The following is a 20,145-nucleotide window of genomic DNA, read 5'->3' as shown; positions in this document are numbered from 1 at the left end:
ACATGCCTAATTTCTTTATCGATCGCCCCATATTTGCATGGGTGATCGCCATAATCATCATGTTGGCAGGGGGGCTTTCGATTATGAAACTCCCCGTGGCGCAATATCCAACGATTGCGCCGCCAGCAGTGACGATCTCGGCCACCTATCCGGGGGCTGATGCGAAAACGGTGCAGGACACCGTGACACAGGTTATCGAACAGAACATGAACGGTATCGATAACCTGATGTACATGTCCTCGAACAGTGACTCCACCGGTACGGTGCAGATCACCCTGACCTTCCAGTCCGGTACCGACGCAGATATCGCCCAGGTACAGGTGCAGAATAAGCTGCAGCTGGCGATGCCGCTGCTGCCGCAGGAAGTACAACAACAGGGCGTGAGCGTGGAGAAATCCTCCAGTAGCTTCCTGATGGTTGTCGGGGTTATCAACACTAACGGCACCATGACGCAGGAGGATATTTCCGACTACGTGGGCGCCAATATGAAGGATGCCATCAGCCGTACTTCCGGCGTCGGCGACGTTCAGCTGTTCGGTTCCCAGTACGCAATGCGTATCTGGATGGACCCGACGAAGCTAAACAACTTCCAGTTAACTCCGGTAGATGTCATCAACGCCATTAAAGCGCAGAACGCCCAGGTCGCGGCAGGTCAGTTAGGCGGTACGCCGCCGGTGAAAGGCCAGCAGTTGAACGCCTCGATCATCGCCCAAACGCGTCTGACTTCCGCTGATGAATTCAGCAAGATTCTGCTGAAAGTCAATCAGGATGGTTCACAGGTTCGTCTGCGCGACGTGGCGAAAGTTGAACTCGGCGGCGAAAACTACGACATCATCGCGAAGTTCAACGGCCAACCGGCTTCTGGTCTGGGGATTAAACTGGCCACCGGCGCTAACGCCCTGGATACCGCCAACGCCATCCGCGCAGAGCTGGCGAAGATGGAACCGTACTTCCCGTCAGGCCTGAAAATCGTCTACCCGTACGATACTACCCCGTTCGTGAAAATCTCTATTCATGAAGTGGTAAAAACGCTGGTGGAAGCGATCATCCTGGTGTTCCTGGTCATGTATCTGTTCCTGCAGAACTTCCGCGCCACGCTGATCCCGACCATTGCAGTACCGGTGGTATTGCTTGGGACATTCGCCATCCTGGCGGTGTTTGGCTTCTCGATAAACACCCTGACGATGTTCGGGATGGTGCTGGCCATCGGCTTGCTGGTGGATGACGCCATCGTGGTAGTAGAAAACGTCGAGCGCGTAATGGCGGAGGAAGGATTGCCGCCGAAAGAAGCGACCCGTAAGTCGATGGGTCAGATTCAGGGCGCGTTGGTCGGTATTGCGATGGTACTGTCGGCGGTATTTATCCCGATGGCCTTCTTCGGCGGTTCAACCGGCGCGATTTATCGCCAGTTCTCGATCACAATCGTTTCCGCGATGGCGCTATCGGTACTGGTAGCGCTGATTCTGACGCCAGCGCTGTGCGCCACCATGCTGAAGCCGATTCAGAAAGGCGGCCATGGCGAGCACAAAGGCTTCTTTGGCTGGTTTAACCGCATGTTCGATAAGAGCACGCACCACTACACCGACAGCGTAGGCAACATTCTGCGTAGTACCGGTCGTTACCTGGTGCTGTATCTGATTATCGTCGTCGGTATGGCTTACCTGTTCGTTCGTCTGCCAAGCTCCTTCCTGCCGGACGAAGACCAGGGCGTGTTCCTGAGTATGGCGCAGCTTCCGGCGGGCGCGAGTCAGGAACGTACGCAGAAAGTCCTCGACGAGATGACTGACTACTACCTGACCAAAGAGAAGAACAACGTTGAATCGGTGTTCGCGGTTAACGGTTTTGGTTTTGCAGGCCGCGGTCAGAACACCGGTATCGCCTTCGTGTCGTTAAAAGACTGGAGCGAACGCCCAGGTTCAGAAAACAAAGTTGAAGCGATTACCGGCCGCGCGATGGCCCGTTTCTCGCAGATTAAAGATGCGATGGTCTTCGCGTTTAACCTGCCGGCGATCGTCGAACTGGGTACCGCTACCGGCTTTGACTTCCAGCTCATCGATCAGGGTGGTTTAGGGCATGAGAAATTAACTCAGGCGCGTAACCAGCTGTTTGGTATGGTTGCTCAGCATCCCGATCTGCTGGTTGGCGTGCGTCCTAACGGCCTGGAAGATACGCCGCAGTTCAAGATCGATATCGATCAGGAAAAAGCGCAGGCGCTGGGCGTTTCAATTAGCGACATCAACACCACCCTCGGCGCAGCGTGGGGCGGCAGCTACGTCAACGACTTCATCGACCGCGGTCGCGTGAAGAAAGTGTACGTCATGTCTGAAGCGAAATACCGTATGCTGCCAGAGGATATCGGCAACTGGTATGTACGCGGCAGCGATGGCCAAATGGTGCCGTTCTCCGCCTTCTCCACTTCCCATTGGGAATATGGTTCACCGCGTCTGGAACGTTACAACGGTCTGCCGTCGATGGAAATCCTCGGTCAGGCAGCGCCGGGCCGCAGTACGGGTGAAGCGATGGCGATGATGGAACAGCTGGCAAGCAAACTGCCTTCAGGCGTCGGTTACGACTGGACCGGTATGTCCTATCAGGAACGCCTGTCAGGCAACCAGGCCCCGGCGCTGTATGCTATCTCGCTTATCGTCGTCTTCCTGTGTCTGGCAGCATTGTACGAGAGCTGGTCGATTCCGTTCTCCGTCATGCTGGTGGTACCGTTGGGTGTTGTTGGCGCGCTGTTAGCGGCAACCTTCCGCGGGCTGACTAACGACGTTTACTTCCAGGTCGGCCTGCTGACGACCATCGGCCTGTCGGCGAAGAACGCGATACTTATCGTTGAATTCGCCAAAGACCTGATGGAAAAAGAAGGCAAAGGCCTGATTGAAGCGACGCTGGAAGCGGTACGTATGCGTCTGCGTCCAATCCTGATGACCTCTCTGGCGTTTATCCTCGGGGTCATGCCGCTGGTTATCAGCTCTGGCGCAGGTTCCGGCGCACAGAACGCCGTCGGTACCGGCGTAATGGGCGGGATGGTGACCGCGACGGTTCTGGCTATCTTCTTCGTGCCGGTGTTCTTCGTGGTGGTTCGTCGCCGCTTCAGTAAGAAAACTGAAGATATTGAGCATAACCATCCGGTTGAGCATCATTAATCTTGCTTAAGCTAAGGGCCGCATTTGCGGCCCTTTTTCTTTAGGGGTATTTAAACGCACACATTGTTATTGTTTATTTTACGTTCTGACATATAATATACATTGATGAACGTTGTTCTATTTTTATTAAGATTTCGGTTACCGGTTTTGCCATCAGGTCTCATTCAGAATATTCTTAATTACCAACAATCTCCCGACAACCTTCTCGCTGCAGGCAGGCGTCAATCAGATAAACTTATGATATATAAGGCTGACCTTCCAGTTTCGCCAAACATAAAAGGAATCAGTATAATAGGTCCTGTTTTTTTAAGATAAATTAACCGTATTTATTGTAATTTTTCGTAATAGCACGGTGAAATGTTTTTGAGACTGGATTATAGTTAAATCACAGGATTACAATGTTTGAGCCTGGTCTTCATCCCACAACGGTGTTTGTTAGTCGTCGTTTAAACCACTTACAAGGGGATGTGTTATGGACGAGTACTCGCCAAAAAGACATGATATCGCGCAGCTAAGATTTCTCTGCGAAACGTTGTATCATGACTGCCTTGCAAACCTGGAAGAAAGCAACCGCGGCTGGGTTAACGATCCCACCTCGGCGGTGAATCTTCAATTAAATGAATTGATCGAGCACATAGCAACTTACGCGCTTAATTATAAAATTAAGTACGCTGAGGATAATAAGCTGATTTCTCAGCTTGACGAATACCTGGATGACACTTTTATGCTGTTCAGTAGCTATGGCATAAACACAAGCGATCTCCAAAAATGGCGCAAATCCGGCAATCGGTTATTCCGATGCTTTGTGAACGCCAGCCGGGAGAACCCGGCAAGTCTTTCTTGTTAGAATTATTACATTCAAAAGGTGAAATGATGTCTGGTAAACCATTAACTAAAACAGACTATTTGATGCGTTTACGCCGCTGTCAGACAATTGATACGCTGGAGCGCGTAATTGAAAAGAATAAATATGAACTTTCCGACAATGAATTGGCGGTATTTTACTCAGCAGCCGACCATCGTCTTGCTGAATTGACCATGAATAAGCTATACGACAAAATCCCAACTTCAGTATGGAAATTTATCCGCTAGTTCATTTTCTGTCATTAATACAACAGCACCTCAACAGGGATTACTCGGGATATTAAACGCCTGAGTCCCGTATTGCTGCATATGAAATCGGTTTCGCTTTATACTGTTTTTTCTTTAAACAGGAGAAGACCATGAGCGAAGAAAAAAGGAAAATGATCGCCGGCGAACCTTACCTTGCTGGAGACGCCACGCTAAAAGCAGACCGCCTGCATGCCCGGCAGGTGCTGCACCGCTACAACCACTCAGCACCGGATGAGCGCGAATCGCGCGCCGCTCTGCTGGCTGAACTAATTGGTAAGCCCACTGACGCGTATATCGAACCCACTTTCCGCTGCGATTACGGCTATAACATCAGCCTCGGCGCCAATTTTTACGCGAACTTTGACTGCGTGATGCTCGATGTTTGCCCGATCCGAATTGGCGATAACTGTATGCTGGCGCCGGGCGTTCATATCTATACCGCGACCCATCCGCTGGACCCAACGGAACGCAACAGCGGTATCGAGTATGGTAAACCGGTAACGATCGGCCACAACGTATGGATTGGCGGCCGGGCGGTCATCAACCCTGGAGTGACCATTGGCGACAATGCGGTTATTGCCTCCGGCGCAGTGGTGGTGAAAGACGTGCCGGCCAATGCGGTAGTTGGCGGTAATCCTGCCCAAATCATCAAGCTGCTATTAACCGAAAAATAGTAACTGTTATGCTTTTCTGTAACTGATCTGTTACTTTAACGCCGGTCTTCAGCAACATAAAATAGCCCTCAGACTGAGCCGTAGAGCCTGAAAAACCGGGCTCTACGAAGAATTCGGGGACTAAAATGACAGAAATACAGCGCCTGCTAACCAATACCATCGAGGAACTGAACGAAAAAGAAAAGCGCGATAATCGCCCGCGTTTTAGTATCAGTTTTATTCGCAACCATCCATGGCTATTTGTCGCTATGTACGCCGCCTTTTTGGCCACTCTCATCGTCATGCTGCGCTCTGAGACGTTGGTGGATTCCGTGTGGCTGCTGATCGTTCTGTTTGTTCTGCTGAACGGCTTTTTCTTCTTTGACGTCTACCCGCGCTACCGTTATGAAGATATCGATGTGCTCGATTTTCGCGTCTGTTATAACGGTGAATGGTATAACACCCGTTTCGTCCCTGAACAGCTGATTGACGGCATTCTGCAATCGCCACAGGTCGCCCATGAGCAGAAAGCTCAACTGCAGAAAATGATCGCGACCAAAGGTGAACTCTCCTTCTACGATGTTTTCACCCTGACCCGCGTTGCTGCCTGATTAGCCTGTTCAACGTCCGCAGCGCCGGTACGAAATGCGCCGCGGACGTATTGCCATACCCCAGAACCAAACCGCTACGCGCCTTATGCGGGTTAAGATAAAAGCGGCTAAGCGCCGCTGGCGCCATTTGATACTGACGCGCCTGCTCGACAATTTGCACATCGTCAATGTCATCGACGGCAACCGTTAAATGCAGCCCGCCCTCTCCCCCCCAAATCTCATTCGCTAGCGTGAATTCGCTTGCCACAGCCTCGCGTAACTGCTGCTGACGCCGACGATATAATCGGCGCATTGAAGCCAGATGGCGCGCATAATGGCCCTCTTCGATGAACAGCGCCAGCGCACGCTGTTCCAGACGATGGCCGCCGCGCAGCAGCGCGCCGATCGCTCCCTGAGCCGCCTCGGCCAGCGCCGACGGCATCACCGCGAAGCCTATTCTTAATGAAGGAAATAGCGTTTTGCTGAAGGTACCAAGGTAAACCACCGGCGCCTGCGCCACCATGCCGAGCATCGCCTGAATCGGCTCGCCGCTGTAGCGAAACTCGCTATCATAGTCATCTTCCACAATCCACGCGTCATGCTGGCGGGCATATTCCAGCAATGCCAGACGACGTCCGGCGCTCATCACCGCCCCGCTCGGATATTGGTGCGAAGGCGAGGTAAAGATAAGCCGCGGCGCTACCTCGTTAACGCTATCAGGACACATGCCATCACCGTCAACAGGTATCCCCTTCAGCTGTAGCCCGGCTTTAATAAACACGCTTTTCGCGCCGAAATAACCGGGCTCTTCAACCCAGGCAGTATCCCCCGCGACGCTCAGCAGATGCGTGCAAAGGTTAACGCCCTCCAGCGCGCCTTCAGTGATCACAATTTGCCGCGCCGTGCAGCGTATACCCCGGGATAAAGTCAGATGACGGGCTATCGCCTCGCGCAGCGCCGGTTCACCGGCCGCCTCCCCGTATCCCAGGATCGTGCTGCCATCCTCGCGCAGTACCCGATCGAGCAAACGACGCCAGATAACCAGCGGGAAGTAGTTCACCGCGGGCATTCCGGTAGTCAACAACAGTGCCGGGGAGTCCCGTCGACCCGGCAGCGGTAGCGTGCGCAAGCGCTCAGGCAAAACAAACGTTGGTGGCGCCGGCTCGCTTTCCGCCAGCGTATTGAGCGCTGCCACATACGTCCCCTGACGACTGCGGATCAGATATCCCTCTATCGCCAGCTGTTCCAGCGCGCTGTTTACGGTATTGCGCGATACGCCAGCACGCTGCGCAATAACGCGCGCGCCCGGCAACCGGCTATGACTGAGTAACTCGCCTTGTAAAATAGCCTCGCGCAGCGCCTGATAGAGCGCGCGCTGTAGCGTCGCGTCTCCCCGTTGCTGTATCCCGCGCGTCAGCAGGGCAAAAAAAGCATCGTCCGGAATATTCATCATGGCTCCTCGTGGCACCCTAAAAAGATACCGCTATGGCCCTTTTTATGGAACCAGCAGACGTTTAATCTCAGGACTCTTCCCGCAAACAGGACTTGACCGATGACGCAATACAACCAATTCAACCAACTCGTTGGCGACGCTTTACCTGACTGGCAGCCACGCCCCTGGCCGCAGCGCCAGACCTTGCAAGGACAGTTATGCCGCCTGGAACCGCTTGACGTCAAACACGCGCAAGCGCTGTTCAACGCCTATCGACAGGCGCCTGATACCCGCGCCTGGACGTGGCTTTTGCGTGAACCGGAAAACAGCGTTACCGAGTTCAGCGCCTGGATTGCCAGCATCAGCGAGCTAAACGATCCGCTTCACTTCGCGGTAATTGATGAACGCAGTGGGCAGCCGGTCGGATCGTTAGCGCTGATGCGTATTGACGGCAAAAACGGCGTCGTTGAAGTCGGCCATGTTCACTTTTCGCCGCTACTAAGCCGCAAAGCAATGGCCACCGAGGCACAGTGGCTGCTGATGCGTTATGTCTTTGAGTCGCTCGGCTACCGCCGCTATGAGTGGAAATGCAATAGCTTGAATGAACCGTCGCGGCGCGCGGCGCTGCGCTTAGGTTTCCAGTTCGAGGGGCGCTTTCGACAAGCGCTGGTGATAAAAGGCCACAATCGCGATACCGACTGGTTTTCCATTATCGATAGCGAGTGGCCACAGATAGATAGCGCAATGCGCCAGTGGCTGGCCGCCGGTAATTTTGATGCCAACGGCCAGCAATACCGCACGCTGGAAAGCTTTCGCAAACCAACGAATTAACGCCGTTTTTTACGTCCCTGCACCGCCTTAAAGCGCGGGTTACTTTTGCAGATAACATACAGCCGCCCTTTGCGTTTCACTATCTGGCAATCCGGGTGGCGCTGTTTAGCGCTACGCAATGAGTTCAGTACCTGCATGTTTAGCTCCTTTTCGCATCAATAAAACCACCGAAGCGCTGGCGGAAACGAGCGGCGCTGCCTTCGGTAGCATGTGTTTTCTGCTTACCGGTGTAATACGGATGGGATTTAGACGAAACATCTAAGGTGACATACGGATAGGTTACGCCATCCAGTTCAATCTCACGCTCGGTTTTAATAGTGGATCCCACTTTGAAGTACTCGTTTACGCTCGTATCGTGAAAAACGACGGTACGGTAGTGCGGATGAATATTAGCTTTCATGGTAGACCTCAATTTTTATGTTATAACATAACAATAAAAGTACACCGTTGACCGCCAAAGATCAACCACAGGAAATTTACGGTTTCAGCGGGAACCACGCGGTGGCTCAGAGGGCGATCATTTGCCCCCTTCTCCCGAATCACAATATTCGCGACCCGGGTCTTTTCGTCGCTTTCGCGTATACTCAGAGCAATTCCCCGTAAAATAAGGACATACCCATGACGACTCGCCATTTAATGAGTCTGGTTACAGGGGTGCTTATTCTCGCCATCGTGCTACCCATCGCCTTAAGTATCTGGCTGGCAATGCGCCAGGCGCAGGCGCAGTTTTATAGCGAGCTCGACCACTACTCAAAACGCATTGTCATGCGCGTAGAACAAGTCGCCGCTCAGGCCAAAGAAGCATTACAAGAAGCCGATGCGCACAGCGCCAGTGCCTGTTCACCAGAACATTTGCTGAATATGCGCCGTATTGCCTACACCCATCGCTATGTGCAGGAAGTACTCTGGTTGCGTAATTCGGTGCCGATGTGCTCATCGCTTGAGGATCACCAGGTCTCGGTGACGTTTCCGCAGCCCGACCACGTCACCGCCGACGGTTACAGCACCTGGCTTACCTCAATCAACGACCTCGGCCTGCAACATCGCATGACCGCCTTTGGCAACAAAAATCATATTGTGATGATCGACCCGGTGTCGTTTATTGATGTCATCGCCACCGGTCAGGAAAAGATCCATACGATATTATTCGGCACCGAGCACGATCAGGTGGTGATCAGCAGCCAGCCGCTCGATCCCGCGGTTTGGACGCGAATTAAAAACCTCCATAGCGAGACGCTAACGCTGAATGACACCGTCTATCGCGTGCATATCATCCCTGAACTGGGTCTTGGCGTCGCCAGTTGGTCGTCCACGCAGCCACTGGATGCGCGCCTTCGCCAGCAATTGCTGCTATGGCTGCCGATAGGGCTCTTTACCAGCCTGTTGACCTCTTTTTTACTTCTACGCCTGCTGCGCAGACTACGCTCGCCGCGTTATGGCATGCTGGATGCGCTGCAATCCGATGCCATCCAGGTTTACTATCAGCCGATCGTCTCGCTGGAGGATGGCAAAATCGCCGGCGCCGAAGCGCTGGCCCGCTGGCAGCAGCCGGATGGCACTTTTTTATCGCCGGATATTTTTATCCCGCTGGCCGAGCAAACCGGGCTGATCACCCGGTTGACCGAGGATATCGTGCGTAAAATCTTTGCCGACCTCGGCCCCTGGCTGCGCCATCATCCGCAGATGCACATCTCTATTAATCTGTCGGTGGATGACCTGCGCTCGCCTACGTTGCCAACACTACTCAAGGAACAACTGGCGCGCTGGGGAATCAATGCGGAACAGCTCTCCCTTGAGCTTACCGAACGCGGCTTTGTCGATCCGCAAACCACTCTGCCGGTGATTATTGGCTATCGCCAGGCGGGACACCGGATCTCGATCGATGATTTCGGCACCGGCTATTCCAGCCTCAGCTACCTGCAAACGCTGGATGTCGATACGCTGAAGATCGACAAGTCATTTGTCGATACCCTGGAATATAAGCCGCTGACGCCGCATATCATTGAGATGGCGAAGGCGCTGAATCTGGCGATTGTCGCCGAAGGGGTGGAAACGCCCGCTCAGCGCGACTGGCTGCGCGCGCATGGCGTCAATTACGCGCAAGGCTGGCTGTACTGTAAGGCGCTACCGAAAGAGGAATTTATTCAGTGGGCGGAATATAATATTAAAACGCATTAATACCATGTGCGGCGCGCTGGCAACCAGTCGCGCCGCCGGATTTACTCGTCAAGAATCGGCGCAAACCCGCCGAAGATCATGCGCTTGCCATCAAAGGGTAAGCTATCGCTAAGCGCTTTGATCCGCGGGTCGCTCATCATTTTCGCATTGGCCGCATCCCTGATCTCCTTAGACGGGTACTCGATCCAACTGAAAACCACTTCCTCATCCGCCTGCGCTTTAACCGACATGCGGAAATCCGTCAGCTTTCCTTCCGGGACATCATCCGACCAACACTCCACGACGCGCGTGGCGCCAAACTCTTTAAACAGCGGCGCCGATTTTGCTGCCAGTTCGCGGTATGCCTCCTTATTTTCCGCAGGGACGGCAACGACAAAACCATCAACATACTTCATGAGTGAGTCTCCGAAGTGAACAGCGCCGGCGGCATATCCGTCGGCGTCTGAGTGATAAGTTTAGTCGCTGCTATCGCGAACGGCGATTTCAGGACGCCAGCCCCCGGCTTTTCGCCGCCGTACTGACTGCTCGCGGTTGACGGAACCAGGGTAAAAATAACTGGATCAGCGGGCCAATAGCAAAGGCGTAAACCACGGTGCCAACCCCGACTTTGCCGCCCAGCAGCCAGCCAATCAGCAGTACCGAGACTTCGATAGCGGTACGGATACCACGCAAAGACCAGCCGGTTCGCGCATGCAATCCGGTCATCAAGCCATCACGCGGCCCGGGACCAAAACCGGCGCCGATATACATCCCGGTTGCTATCGCATTCATCACCACCGCGCCGGCGAGTAGCAGACTACGCGCGGGCAGCGATTCCAGCGGCGGAAGTACCGCGAGTGTGGCATCGGCCGCAAGGCCAAGCACGATGACATTGCTAATGGTGCCGAGACCCGGCATCTGACGCAGCGGGATCCACAGCAGCAGCACCGCGGCGCCGGTCGCAATAATCACCGTACCGAAACTGATATTAAGTTGTTTCGCCACCCCCAGATGAAACACATCCCACGGATCGGCCCCGAGGTTGGCATGGACGAATAACGCCGTCGACACGCCATAGAGAACCAGACCAATATAAAGTTGTAGCAAACGACGGACCATAAACACCTCAGTATGTATTGCGAATACCCCCATCATCAGCAAAAATGGATTGGTAATTAATGGCCAGTTTTTTAAAAGTGGATCGCTATGTCAGTACGTCGTTTTGGAACACAATCGCTGGTACGCCTGCTCGGCAACTGGCAATCCCCTTCCTCGCGCGCGCCGCTGTGGCGGCAGCTGGCGGAAGCGCTGCGTCTGTTGATCCTCGATGGACGGCTGGCGCTGGAGACCCGTCTGCCCGGCGAGCGAGAACTGGCGACGGCGCTAAATGTTAGCCGCACCACTATCGCCAGCGCGCTGGGGTTATTGCGAGAAGAAGGCTATCTGCAAAGTCGCCAGGGAAGTGGTTCACGCATTGCGCTACCTGCCGGCCCTCTGCTCCCCGGAGAGCAGACGCTTTCAGCGCCATCGGTCAATCTCGCCACCGCCGCCCTCAGCGCCGGACCGGAGATTCATCAAGCCTACAGCCACGCGCTGACGCTGATGCCGCAGTATTTGTCCTATACCGGCTACGATCAGCAGGGGTTAGTCGATTTGCGCGCAATCATTGCCCGCCGCTATAGCGAACGCGGCCTGCCGACACAGGCGGATGAAGTGATGATTGTGAATGGCGCGCTGAGCGGATTTGCCCTGGTACTGCGTCTGTTAACCGGGCCAGGCGATCGGGTGGTAGTTGACGCGCCCTCTTACCCGATGGCGATTAACGCTATTCGCGGCGCCTCCTGCCGACCGATAGGCGTCTCTTTACCGGAAAAGGGCTGGGACTGCGACGGCCTGGCGGCGACCATTGCCCAAACTTCGCCGCGGCTGGCCTTTATGATGCCGGATTTTCATAATCCCACCGGTCGCTGCATGGATAGCGAGACCCGGCAGCGCGTCGCCGATCTGGCCGCCAGCACGCGAACGACGCTGGTCGCCGACGAAACGATGGTCGATTTATGGTACAACGCCCCACCGCCTCCGCCGCTGGCGGCTTTCAACCCTGAAGCACCGATAATCACTATTGGTTCAGCGGGTAAAACGTTCTGGGGAGGACTGCGAATTGGCTGGATCCGCGCCCCGGCGCGGACGATTGCCTCGCTCATCCAGGCGCGGGATACACTCGATCTCGGTTCGCCGCTGCTGGAACAGCTGGCTTGTTGTTGGCTACTGGAGAACGAACAAACACTGTTGCCGCCGCGGCGGGCAATGCTGGCCGCGCGTCGTGATATGTGCGCTGCGTTGATGGCGGAATATTTTCCCCGCTGGCGCTTTTGCGTCCCCGAGGGCGGGCTATCGTTTTGGGTGGAGCTGCCGAAGATGTTGGCAACGCAGTTTTCGGTGCGCGCTGAGAACGCCGGCATTCATATCGGTACCGGTACACGATTCGGTCTGGAAGGTGCCTTCGACCGTTATTTACGTTTGCCTTTCACCCTGCCGGATACGGAATTGCGCAACGCCTTCAGCATTTTACAACCGCTGTGGCAGACCCTTACGCAACAGAAAGAAATGGCGAGAACACGTAAAATAATATAATAAAATATCGACGGGCTGGGATCAGCCCGTCAAAAACCACCATCCATGATGAATATGAGATGTTTTATAAAATTGCAGTACCATCTTGCCCACGTCGCATGTCATTACGATGACAACCGCGTAGTCATTTCATTAATGCTGGCGCGGAATAGGAAAACCTTTTAGCGAAATAATAAAGCCATCGTCATCTTTTTTAATTTTTGCGCCGGTTTCACACCAGTCGGAAGCAATGCGAAAAAACTCATCACTACCGATATTCCAGTTCAGGCGCACGTGCTTAACGTACCCGGAACGAAGCAGATCACAGGCTTCACTGTAACTGCTGGCTGTAGAGAATTGTTGTTTCATCTTTTCTTCTTCAGAAGTTTACGTAATGCTTTGATTTCTTTAGGGGTTAACGGCGACGCTTCCTCTTCGGTATGCTGGTTATCAATATCCTCATGCAAAACCCCCGCCTCGTCTGCTGAATCAATGGCCGCCAGCGCCAATTGCAGCAGCTTTTCCGTTGCCGTGCCTAAATTCTCGTTATTCACTTCCGCATAATGACGCAGTTTATCTTTTAACTCTGCGTCAATTTTCACATTCAGAACTACTGTGGTCATGATCACGCTTCCCGTGCAATAAAATCATCATAATTAATACACGAAGTTAACATCTTGATCCAGAGATATTATTTATCCTTAATAATATCTGGTAATTCCAGGGAATAATTTGCCCATTATATATGACATGAAAATGACATTAGTATGTCATTATTATTTCATATTTATGACAATACAAAATTAAGGTATAAAAAAGAGTCGTTTTAGTAACGTAAAACAATAAATAAAGTGAAGCTGCCTATAATAGTAGCAGAGAATAAAAGCACAACAAATGAAGGGATTTTAAATCAGGACCGCCAGAAATGGGTGGGGGCCCTGCCAGCTACATCCCGGCACACACGTCGTCTGCTCTGGCTGCTTCCTTCCGGACCTGACCTGGTAAACAGAGTAGCGTTGCGGGAGAACCAACAGAGCCCCCATTGAGAGCGTTGATAACCAACGCGCTGGCGCATTATCCCTATAGCACTCCTGAATTGCAAGCCACTCGCGTCCAGCTGCTGGTTTATTATGCAAAACGTAGGTTTTCCCGGCAAATAGTGCCTTTGTCCGGCCGAACGTCCCAGCAATGAGAGAGATTGCGAGCCCCATCGCGGCACAGTTTACCGCAACCCGCCATACTTATTCGTCCTGTGTCTTTTCAACGTGTTGTCGCTACGGTAATCGCATGACTCAATCACCACGCTCCACCACTACCTTGCCCATGCCCGCCATTGATGGCGTAACCGTACCCTTTCACGGCATGAATTTTCTACGCCCCGAGCTGCTGCTGGATTTCGTCAGCGTCAGTCCCGCGCCGTTGTTATCGGTGACCCCCGTTGCCCTGCTCTTTTCCACGGTGGGCGTATTGCAACACGTCGAGCTGCGTAAGCTGCCCGTTGAGGTTAAAGGCCGGGTGGTTTATCCCATTTCATCGCTCAAATACCCGACGCTGCGCGGCAAACTGATTATCAATGCGCAATCGCAGCGGCTGAAGTTTCTTGAAAGCCTGATTGCCAACAGCCCGCATGACAATATTCATGGTATGCAGATCCTCGGGCTGGCGCTGGAATTCACCGTCCTTTGACGGCTGTACAGTATGGGGGCAAGCGCTTATTCTGAGCTTTTCTCGCGTGAAGGAGTGATGATGGAGGACGCCCACGACAGCTTTCCCCAGCGGGTCTGGCAGATAGTCGCCTCAATTCCGGAAGGGTATGTCACCACCTACGGCGATGTCGCTCTGCTGGCGGGGTCGCCGCGCGCGGCGCGTCAGGTGGGCGGCGTGTTAAAGCGCCTACCGGAAGGCTCAACGCTGCCATGGCACCGGGTGGTGAATCGCCACGGCGATATTTCGCTGACCGGCCCTGACCTACAGCGCCAGCGTCAGGCGCTGCTGGCGGAAGGCGTCCAGGTATCCGGCAGCGGTCATATCGACCTGCAACACTATCGCTGGGTTTATTAAGGGCAAAAAAATGCCCCTGAACAGGGGCATGGAGACGTTTATTGCGCCATCGGCGCCATATCATTAGCCACCGGCACTGGCGCATGCTGCACCGGCACCAGCACCAGATCGGCGCGATTACCGCCCTGGGTTACCACGGTCTGCACGGTATCGGTGATAAACATCAGCTGGCCATTTACGGTAATCGCCGAACTCAGCAGGATCCGCGCGTTCGGTTTGATATCCGCCTGGTTGTAAGGCAGCACAAAGTTGAACGGCGCCTGCTTACCTTCAGTACGGACCGCTTTTTGCGACAATACACGCGCTGGCGCATCGGCAAGCGACGCATCGGACAACGTCACGGTCAGTACCGCATCCGGCGGTAACGCTACGCGTTGGCGAATATTGATAGTCCCGGAAACATTAGGCTGTTGCTGCGAGGAGCTCAGTGAGGCAATGCCGTAAGGATCGGGTGCCGTCGTCTGATGAGCGGCGTTGCTGTTCGGGTTATTCGCACAGGCGGATAAGGCCGCAGCAACGGCGATAGCACTTAACATATAGGCAAATTTCATTATGTTCTCCTTTTCATCCCTTTAGTCACAGGAGTACGTCCTGCCATCACGATGGCTAAGACATTAGTATCGTGAATAAGTGTGGCACAGATCTCAGAATAATTCCCGGAAAGGGGCATTTATTCAGATTATTACACCCATCGGACCACTTGAGATTCCAGGTTATACTTGCCCACAATACGCGCTGCGTCAGCGCCGCTATCATTAATTGAGGGTAACTATGAGTCAGGCTCTAACCAATCTGCTGGCATTATTAAATCTGGAAAAAATTGAAGAAGGGCTGTTTCGCGGGCAGAGCGAAGACCTCGGCTTACGTCAGGTCTTCGGCGGCCAGGTGGTCGGTCAGGCGCTGTATGCCGCCAAAGAAACCGTGCCTGAGGAACGCCTGATTCACTCCTTTCATAGTTACTTCCTGCGTCCCGGCGATAGCCAAAAACCCATCGTTTACGATGTTGAAGTGCTGCGCGACGGCAATAGCTTCAGCGCTCGCCGGGTGGCGGCCATCCAGCACGGTAAACCCATCTTTTACATGACCGCCTCATTCCAGGCCCCGGAACCGGGCTACGAACATCAAAAAGCAATGCCGGCAGCCCCGTCACCGGAAGGCCTGCCCTCTGAAACCGATATCGCCCGTAAACTGGCGCATCTGCTGCCGCCGCAGGCGAAAGAGAAGTTCCTCAGCGATAAACCGCTGGAAATTCGCCCGGTGGAGTTCCATAACCCGCTGAAAGGCCACGTTGCCGAACCCACCCGCCAGGTGTGGATCCGCGCCAACGGCGTAGTGCCGGATGATATTCGCGTCCACCAGTCGCTGCTGGGCTACGCATCTGATTTTAATTTCCTGCCGGTAGCGCTACAGCCGCACGGCGTCGGCTTCCTTGAGCCGGGTATGCAGGTTGCCACCATCGACCACTCAATGTGGTTCCACCGCCCGTTTAACATCAACGAATGGCTGCTATACAGCGTCGAAAGCACTTCCGCCTCCAGCGCCCGTGGTTTTGTTCGCGGCGAATTCTATACCCAGGACGGTATTCTGGTCGCCTCGACGGTGCAGGAAGGCGTCATGCGTAACCGCAATAACTAATTCGCGACGGGCCCGCATGGGCCCGCTTGCCTTTAACGGCCAAGCAGTTCGCGCGCACCGGCAATAAAATCACCCAATAGCCCGTTGCGACTCTCCCGCCGCCAGCACAGCGTAAGCGTCGTCACGGCAAAGGTCTCTTCCAGCAGGCAATAGCTGACCTCCGACACCAGCATGGCGCTTTGCGTCTCGGGCACCAACGTCACGCCCATTCCCATCGATACCTGGCCTATCGCCGTGGAGACATCACGCGAGTACTGAATCTTACGGGGCGTAAAACCCGCCTGCCGACAGGCGCTGATGGCTGACCAACCCAGTCCGACGCCGCACGGATCTTGCTGAATAAAAAACGTCTCTTCCGCCAGCGCCGCGAGTGGAATAGCGCGCCGGCTGGCGAGCGGATGATGGCGAGGTACCACCGCCACCAGCGGCCGGGTCGCAATATCCAGCGACTCCAGTTCATCATATTGCGCCCCTGGCGAGCGAATAAACGCCAGGTCGACCGTTTCGCTTAATAGCCCGGTTATCAGGTCGTTAACGTTATGCTCTTCAATCAGCAGATCGGCTTCGGGTTTACGTTGACGATAATTTCCTATTAACACGCTCAACGCCGGGTCGAAAATAGCCGAGCCAACGTAGCCAATTTTCAACTGCCCTTTGCGCCCCTGCCGCAAACTGCGCGCATTCTCGCGAAATTTATCGCAGTGGCCGAGGATCATCCGCGCCTCGGCCAGCAAAAATTGCCCTTCGGCGGTCAGCGCGACGTTGCGTCGATCGCGGGTAAATAGCCGCAATTCCAGCGCGTTCTCAAAACTTTTAATCTGCTGCGTCAGCGCCGGTTGCGTGATATGCAGACGCTGCGCCGCCCGACCAAAGTGCAACTCTTCCGCCAGAACCGTAAATGCCTGTAGCTGTCGATAATCCATCACGCCCTCCCGAAAACACTGATAATAATCTCTTATTAAAATAAGGGGAAATGTGATTGGACTCTTATCGGTATCTGGTGAGAATGAATAGCCATTGCCAGAAACCTGAAGGAAGTACGATGTCTGAACCACAAATGAAAGTAACCGATCTGCGTTCTGCTTTGGCGGTATTAAGCCAGTACGATGATGAACTGATCTACACCGACGAACCCGTTGACCCCATCGCCGAGCTCTCCGGTGTGTACCGCTATGTCGGCGCCCACGGCACCGTTCAGCGCCCGACCCGCGTTGGCCCGGCGATGATCTTTAATAAGGTCAAAGGCTACGATGATGTCAGAGTGCTTATTGGCCTGCTGTGTTCACGCCAGCGCGTCGCCCGCCTGTTTGGCACCACGCCGGAAAACCTGGCGTTTATGCTCAAAGACTCCGTGGCGAATCCTATCGCGCCAATCACCATCCCGCGCGACCAGGCGGCCTGCCAGGAGGTGGTACATCTGGCAAGCGATCCTGATTTCGATATTCTCAAAATTTTGCCTGCGCCGACTAACACCCCGGAAGACGCGGGTCCCTACTTTACCCTCGGCATGTGCTATGCCGCGGATCCGGAAACCGGCGATCATGATGTCACCATCCACCGCCTGTGCGTACAGAGCAAAGACGAAATCTCGATGTATTTCGTACCGGGACGTCATCTCGATACTTTCCGGCAAAAAGCCGAGGCGGCCGGGAAAGCGTTGCCTATCTCGATTAGCATCGGCGTGGATCCGGCGATTGAAATTGGCGCCTGCTTTGAGCCGCCGACCACCCCTCTCGGGTTTGATGAACTCTCCATCGCCGGCGCTCTACGTAATCAGGCCGTCGAGCTCAGCGAATGCGTGAGCGTCAACGCCCGCGCCATCGCCAACGCCGAAATCGTTATTGAAGGTGAACTGCTGCCGGGCGTGCGGGTACGCGAAGATCAGAATACCAACAGCGGGAAAGCCATGCCGGAGTTCCCCGGCTACACCGGTAGCGCTCAGGCGGAAGTGCCGGTGATCAAAGTCAAAGCAATTACCCACCGCCGTCACCCGATTCTGCAAACCTGTATCGGGCCGAGCGATGAACATACCAATCTTGCCGGGATCCCGACCGAAGCCAGCATTCTGCAAATGGTAGAGCGCGCGCTTCCAGGCTTTGTGCAAAACGTCCACTGTCCTTCGCCAGGCACCGGTAAATATCTCGCCGTGCTGCAGGTGAAGAAACGCACCCCCAGCGATGAGGGCCGTCAGCGTCAGGCCGCGCTACTGGCGTTTTCCGCCTTCTCGGAGCTAAAGCACGTAATGCTGGTCGATGAAGACGTCGACGTTTTCGACATCAACGACGTCATGTGGGCGATGACCACCCGCTATCAGGGCGATGTCAGCACCGTGTTTATTCCCGGCGTACGTTGCCATCCGCTGGATCCATCATCCGACCCGGCCTTCAGCCCATCGATTCGCGATAGCGGTATTGCCTGCAAAACCATTTTCGACTGCACCGTCCCGTGGAATATGAAAGCCCACTTCCAGCGCAGCCAGTTTATGGAAGTGGATGTTGACCGCTTTATTCCTGGCTTCAGTAAGAAATAAATTCCACGCAAAGAAAAAGCCTCCCATGCGGGAGGCTTTGACGCTTATGGAGATTGCACAATATATCAGGCGTTGTAGGCGTTTTCGCCGTGGCTGTTGACGTCCAGCCCTTCGCGCTCCTGCTCTTCCGGAACCCGCAGGCCGACGGTCATCGCCGCCACTTTGAAGCCGATCCAGGCGACGACGGCGGACCAGACCACGGTAATGCCGATACTTTCCAGCTGTACCAGCAACTGATGCCCCATCGTGACGCCTTCCGCATAGCCGACGCCGCCAAGGGTAGTGGAAGCGAAGATGCCAGTCAGGATACAACCGATGATGCCGCACACGCCGTGAACGCCAAACACATCGCATGGGTCATCGACGCGCAGCCAGCGCTTCAGCACCGTGACGCCCCACAGCCCGGCTAATCCGGCGATGATGCCGATAATCAGCGAACCGCCAACGCCAACATAACCGCACGCCGGAGTAATGCCGACCAGACCGGCAATCGCGCCGGAGCAGGCGCCCAGCAGCGAGGGTTTGCCGCGGGTGGCCCATTCGCCGAAGGTCCAGGCCAGAATCGCGCCAGCGGTCGCCACGACGGTATTTACGAAGGCCAGGGCGGCAATTTCGTTGGCCGCGCTTGCGGAACCAGCGTTAAAGCCGAACCAGCCGACATACAGAATCGCCGTACCGGTGAAGACCATCGGCAGGTTATGCGGTTTAAACGCTTCTTTACCAAAGCCCACACGTTTGCCCATCATATACGCGCCCACCAGCCCCGCTACCGCAGCGTTGATGTGTACGACGGTACCGCCGGCGAAGTCCAGCGCACCATGGGTCGCCAGCAGGCCGCCGCCCCACACCATATGCGCAATCGGCACGTAGGAGAGCGTGAGCCAAACCACCACAAAAATCAGTACCGCGGAGAAACGAATACGTTCCGCCAGCGCACCGACGATCAGGCCCACGGTGATACAGGCGAAAGAGCCCTGGAAAGCGACGTGGATATATTGATAGAACGAGCCCATCAACGCTTTCAGTTCAATATTCTTCAGCATCACCCAGTCGAAGCTGCCGAAGAAGCTACCGCCGCTACCGAAGGCAAGCGTATAGCCATAGATAACCCACAGCACGCAAACCAGGCCAAAAGTCACAATGACCTGAGTCAGCATTGAGAGCACGTTTTTACCGCGAATCAGGCCGCCGTAGAACAACGCAATGCCGGGGATTGTCATAAACAGCACCAGCGCGGTGCAAATCATCATAAAGGCGTTGTCGGCTTTATCCGCCACCGCCGGTTCGGCCGCCAGCGCCAGTCCCGGAAGCAGCGCCAGCGCTCCCAGAGCCGTTTTCATCGTCGTTCTCATCATCTCTTCATCCCCATCGCTGTGTGGTC

The 20,145-nt window shown here is 54.6% G+C and carries 22 protein-coding genes, 1 other RNA gene and 1 pseudogene; 12 read left to right on the top strand and 12 right to left on the bottom strand.

Annotated elements, in window-relative coordinates; genetic code table 11:
* Positions 1–2: 2 nt before the first annotated feature.
* The 4 genes from acrB to maa all read left to right on the top strand — a co-directional run bounded on the left by acrB (position 3) and on the right by maa (position 4,936).
* Complete coding sequence (gene acrB / locus ABLU78_RS09275) at positions 3–3,149, top strand: multidrug efflux RND transporter permease subunit AcrB (protein ID WP_015704610.1); 3,147 nt, start codon at positions 3–5, stop codon at positions 3,147–3,149.
* A gap of 472 nt (positions 3,150–3,621) precedes the next feature.
* Positions 3,622–3,996, top strand: coding sequence for an Hha toxicity modulator TomB (gene tomB, locus ABLU78_RS09270; protein WP_015367917.1), 375 nt, complete (start codon positions 3,622–3,624; stop codon positions 3,994–3,996).
* A 26-nt stretch (positions 3,997–4,022) separates the two neighbouring features.
* The gene (locus ABLU78_RS09265) at positions 4,023–4,241 is read left to right on the top strand and encodes an HHA domain-containing protein (protein WP_015367918.1); all 219 of its coding nucleotides are present in this window, start codon (positions 4,023–4,025) and stop codon (positions 4,239–4,241) included.
* A gap of 131 nt (positions 4,242–4,372) precedes the next feature.
* Positions 4,373–4,936 carry a maltose O-acetyltransferase gene (gene maa / locus ABLU78_RS09260; protein WP_045361854.1) on the top strand — a complete coding sequence of 188 codons (564 nt, stop codon included), beginning with the start codon at positions 4,373–4,375 and terminating at the stop codon, positions 4,934–4,936.
* Here maa and ABLU78_RS09255 read toward each other — a convergent pair.
* Positions 4,911–5,015: pseudogene (locus tag ABLU78_RS09255) on the bottom strand (hypothetical protein); the annotation flags it as partial. The gene maa and the pseudogene ABLU78_RS09255 overlap by 26 nt on opposite strands.
* A gap of 46 nt (positions 5,016–5,061) precedes the next feature.
* Between ABLU78_RS09255 and ABLU78_RS09250 the strand changes: the two are divergent.
* On the top strand, positions 5,062–5,526 hold the full coding sequence (locus ABLU78_RS09250) for a YlaC family protein (protein ID WP_015367920.1): 465 nt from the start codon (positions 5,062–5,064) through the stop codon (positions 5,524–5,526).
* Here ABLU78_RS09250 and ABLU78_RS09245 read toward each other — a convergent pair.
* Positions 5,501–6,955 (bottom strand): PLP-dependent aminotransferase family protein, encoded by a 1,455-nt coding sequence (locus tag ABLU78_RS09245; protein WP_020079453.1) that lies wholly within the window; start codon positions 6,953–6,955, stop codon positions 5,501–5,503. The genes ABLU78_RS09250 and ABLU78_RS09245 overlap by 26 nt on opposite strands.
* A gap of 102 nt (positions 6,956–7,057) precedes the next feature.
* On the opposite strand from ABLU78_RS09245, the gene ABLU78_RS09240 reads away from it, so the two are divergent.
* On the top strand, positions 7,058–7,768 hold the full coding sequence (locus ABLU78_RS09240; RefSeq protein WP_015704607.1) for a GNAT family protein: 711 nt from the start codon (positions 7,058–7,060) through the stop codon (positions 7,766–7,768).
* Here the strand turns inward: ABLU78_RS09240 and ykgO are convergent.
* Both ykgO and ABLU78_RS09230 read right to left on the bottom strand, forming a co-directional pair.
* On the bottom strand, positions 7,765–7,905 hold the full coding sequence (gene ykgO / locus ABLU78_RS09235; protein ID WP_003859006.1) for a type B 50S ribosomal protein L36: 141 nt from the start codon (positions 7,903–7,905) through the stop codon (positions 7,765–7,767). The two genes, ABLU78_RS09240 and ykgO, sit on opposite strands and share 4 nt — an antisense overlap.
* 2 nt (positions 7,906–7,907) lie before the next feature.
* Positions 7,908–8,168 carry a type B 50S ribosomal protein L31 gene (locus tag ABLU78_RS09230; RefSeq protein ID WP_015367923.1) on the bottom strand — a complete coding sequence of 87 codons (261 nt, stop codon included), beginning with the start codon at positions 8,166–8,168 and terminating at the stop codon, positions 7,908–7,910.
* 218 nt (positions 8,169–8,386) lie between these two features.
* Between ABLU78_RS09230 and ABLU78_RS09225 the strand changes: the two genes are divergently transcribed.
* Positions 8,387–9,946, top strand: coding sequence for an EAL domain-containing protein (locus ABLU78_RS09225; protein ID WP_048228449.1), 1,560 nt, complete (start codon positions 8,387–8,389; stop codon positions 9,944–9,946).
* A gap of 41 nt (positions 9,947–9,987) precedes the next feature.
* On the opposite strand, the gene ABLU78_RS09220 is transcribed toward ABLU78_RS09225, so the two are convergent.
* Together ABLU78_RS09220 and ABLU78_RS09215 are read right to left on the bottom strand one after the other, a co-directional pair.
* On the bottom strand, positions 9,988–10,341 hold the full coding sequence (locus ABLU78_RS09220; protein WP_015367925.1) for a DUF1428 family protein: 354 nt from the start codon (positions 10,339–10,341) through the stop codon (positions 9,988–9,990).
* Between the two features lie 88 nt (positions 10,342–10,429).
* Positions 10,430–11,044, bottom strand: a complete 615-nt coding sequence (locus tag ABLU78_RS09215) for a membrane protein (RefSeq protein WP_015367926.1) — start codon at positions 11,042–11,044, stop codon at positions 10,430–10,432.
* Between the two features lie 87 nt (positions 11,045–11,131).
* On the opposite strand from ABLU78_RS09215, the gene ABLU78_RS09210 reads away from it, so the two are divergent.
* Positions 11,132–12,559: a PLP-dependent aminotransferase family protein gene (locus tag ABLU78_RS09210; RefSeq protein ID WP_048228448.1), complete on the top strand. Its 1,428-nt coding sequence runs from the start codon at positions 11,132–11,134 to the stop codon at positions 12,557–12,559.
* A gap of 132 nt (positions 12,560–12,691) precedes the next feature.
* On the opposite strand, the gene ABLU78_RS09205 is transcribed toward ABLU78_RS09210, so the two are convergent.
* From ABLU78_RS09205 to ffs, 3 genes are all read right to left on the bottom strand, one after another.
* Positions 12,692–12,907, bottom strand: coding sequence for a hypothetical protein (locus ABLU78_RS09205; RefSeq protein ID WP_015367928.1), 216 nt, complete (start codon positions 12,905–12,907; stop codon positions 12,692–12,694).
* The gene (locus tag ABLU78_RS09200; protein ID WP_047056060.1) at positions 12,904–13,161 is read right to left on the bottom strand and encodes a hypothetical protein; all 258 of its coding nucleotides are present in this window, start codon (positions 13,159–13,161) and stop codon (positions 12,904–12,906) included. Before ABLU78_RS09200 ends, ABLU78_RS09205 begins: the two co-directional genes overlap by 4 nt.
* A 313-nt stretch (positions 13,162–13,474) precedes the next feature.
* Positions 13,475–13,571: signal recognition particle sRNA small type (gene ffs / locus ABLU78_RS09195), an RNA gene on the bottom strand.
* 254 nt (positions 13,572–13,825) lie between these two features.
* Between ffs and ABLU78_RS09190 the strand changes: the two genes are divergently transcribed.
* Positions 13,826–14,224, top strand: a complete 399-nt coding sequence (locus tag ABLU78_RS09190; protein ID WP_032707556.1) for a hypothetical protein — start codon at positions 13,826–13,828, stop codon at positions 14,222–14,224.
* A 57-nt stretch (positions 14,225–14,281) separates the two neighbouring features.
* Complete coding sequence (locus ABLU78_RS09185; protein ID WP_285812764.1) at positions 14,282–14,599, top strand: MGMT family protein; 318 nt, start codon at positions 14,282–14,284, stop codon at positions 14,597–14,599.
* Between the two features lie 38 nt (positions 14,600–14,637).
* Here ABLU78_RS09185 and ABLU78_RS09180 read toward each other — a convergent pair whose 3' ends face one another.
* Positions 14,638–15,150, bottom strand: a complete 513-nt coding sequence (locus tag ABLU78_RS09180) for a YbaY family lipoprotein (protein ID WP_015367932.1) — start codon at positions 15,148–15,150, stop codon at positions 14,638–14,640.
* A gap of 220 nt (positions 15,151–15,370) precedes the next feature.
* On the opposite strand from ABLU78_RS09180, the gene tesB reads away from it, so the two are divergent.
* Positions 15,371–16,234: an acyl-CoA thioesterase II gene (gene tesB, locus ABLU78_RS09175; protein ID WP_015367933.1), complete on the top strand. Its 864-nt coding sequence runs from the start codon at positions 15,371–15,373 to the stop codon at positions 16,232–16,234.
* Positions 16,235–16,266: 32 nt separating this feature from the next.
* Here tesB and ABLU78_RS09170 read toward each other — a convergent pair whose 3' ends face one another.
* Positions 16,267–17,157 (bottom strand): LysR substrate-binding domain-containing protein, encoded by an 891-nt coding sequence (locus ABLU78_RS09170; protein WP_015704602.1) that lies wholly within the window; start codon positions 17,155–17,157, stop codon positions 16,267–16,269.
* 119 nt (positions 17,158–17,276) lie between these two features.
* Here ABLU78_RS09170 and ABLU78_RS09165 point away from each other — a divergent pair, with 119 nt between their 5' ends.
* Positions 17,277–18,764 carry a UbiD family decarboxylase gene (locus ABLU78_RS09165; protein ID WP_015367935.1) on the top strand — a complete coding sequence of 496 codons (1,488 nt, stop codon included), beginning with the start codon at positions 17,277–17,279 and terminating at the stop codon, positions 18,762–18,764.
* Between the two features lie 65 nt (positions 18,765–18,829).
* Here the strand turns inward: ABLU78_RS09165 and amtB are convergent, their stop codons facing one another.
* Complete coding sequence (gene amtB / locus ABLU78_RS09160; RefSeq protein ID WP_020079462.1) at positions 18,830–20,119, bottom strand: ammonium transporter AmtB; 1,290 nt, start codon at positions 20,117–20,119, stop codon at positions 18,830–18,832.
* Between the last annotated feature and the right edge of the window lie 26 nt (positions 20,120–20,145).

The organism is Klebsiella sp. JN_Kp122, assembly GCF_040062085.1.
In the GTDB taxonomy this organism is placed as follows: Bacteria; Pseudomonadota; Gammaproteobacteria; order Enterobacterales; family Enterobacteriaceae; genus Klebsiella; species Klebsiella aerogenes.
Note: the sequence above shows the minus strand (reverse complement) of the source record. Positions and strands in the feature narration are given on the sequence as shown.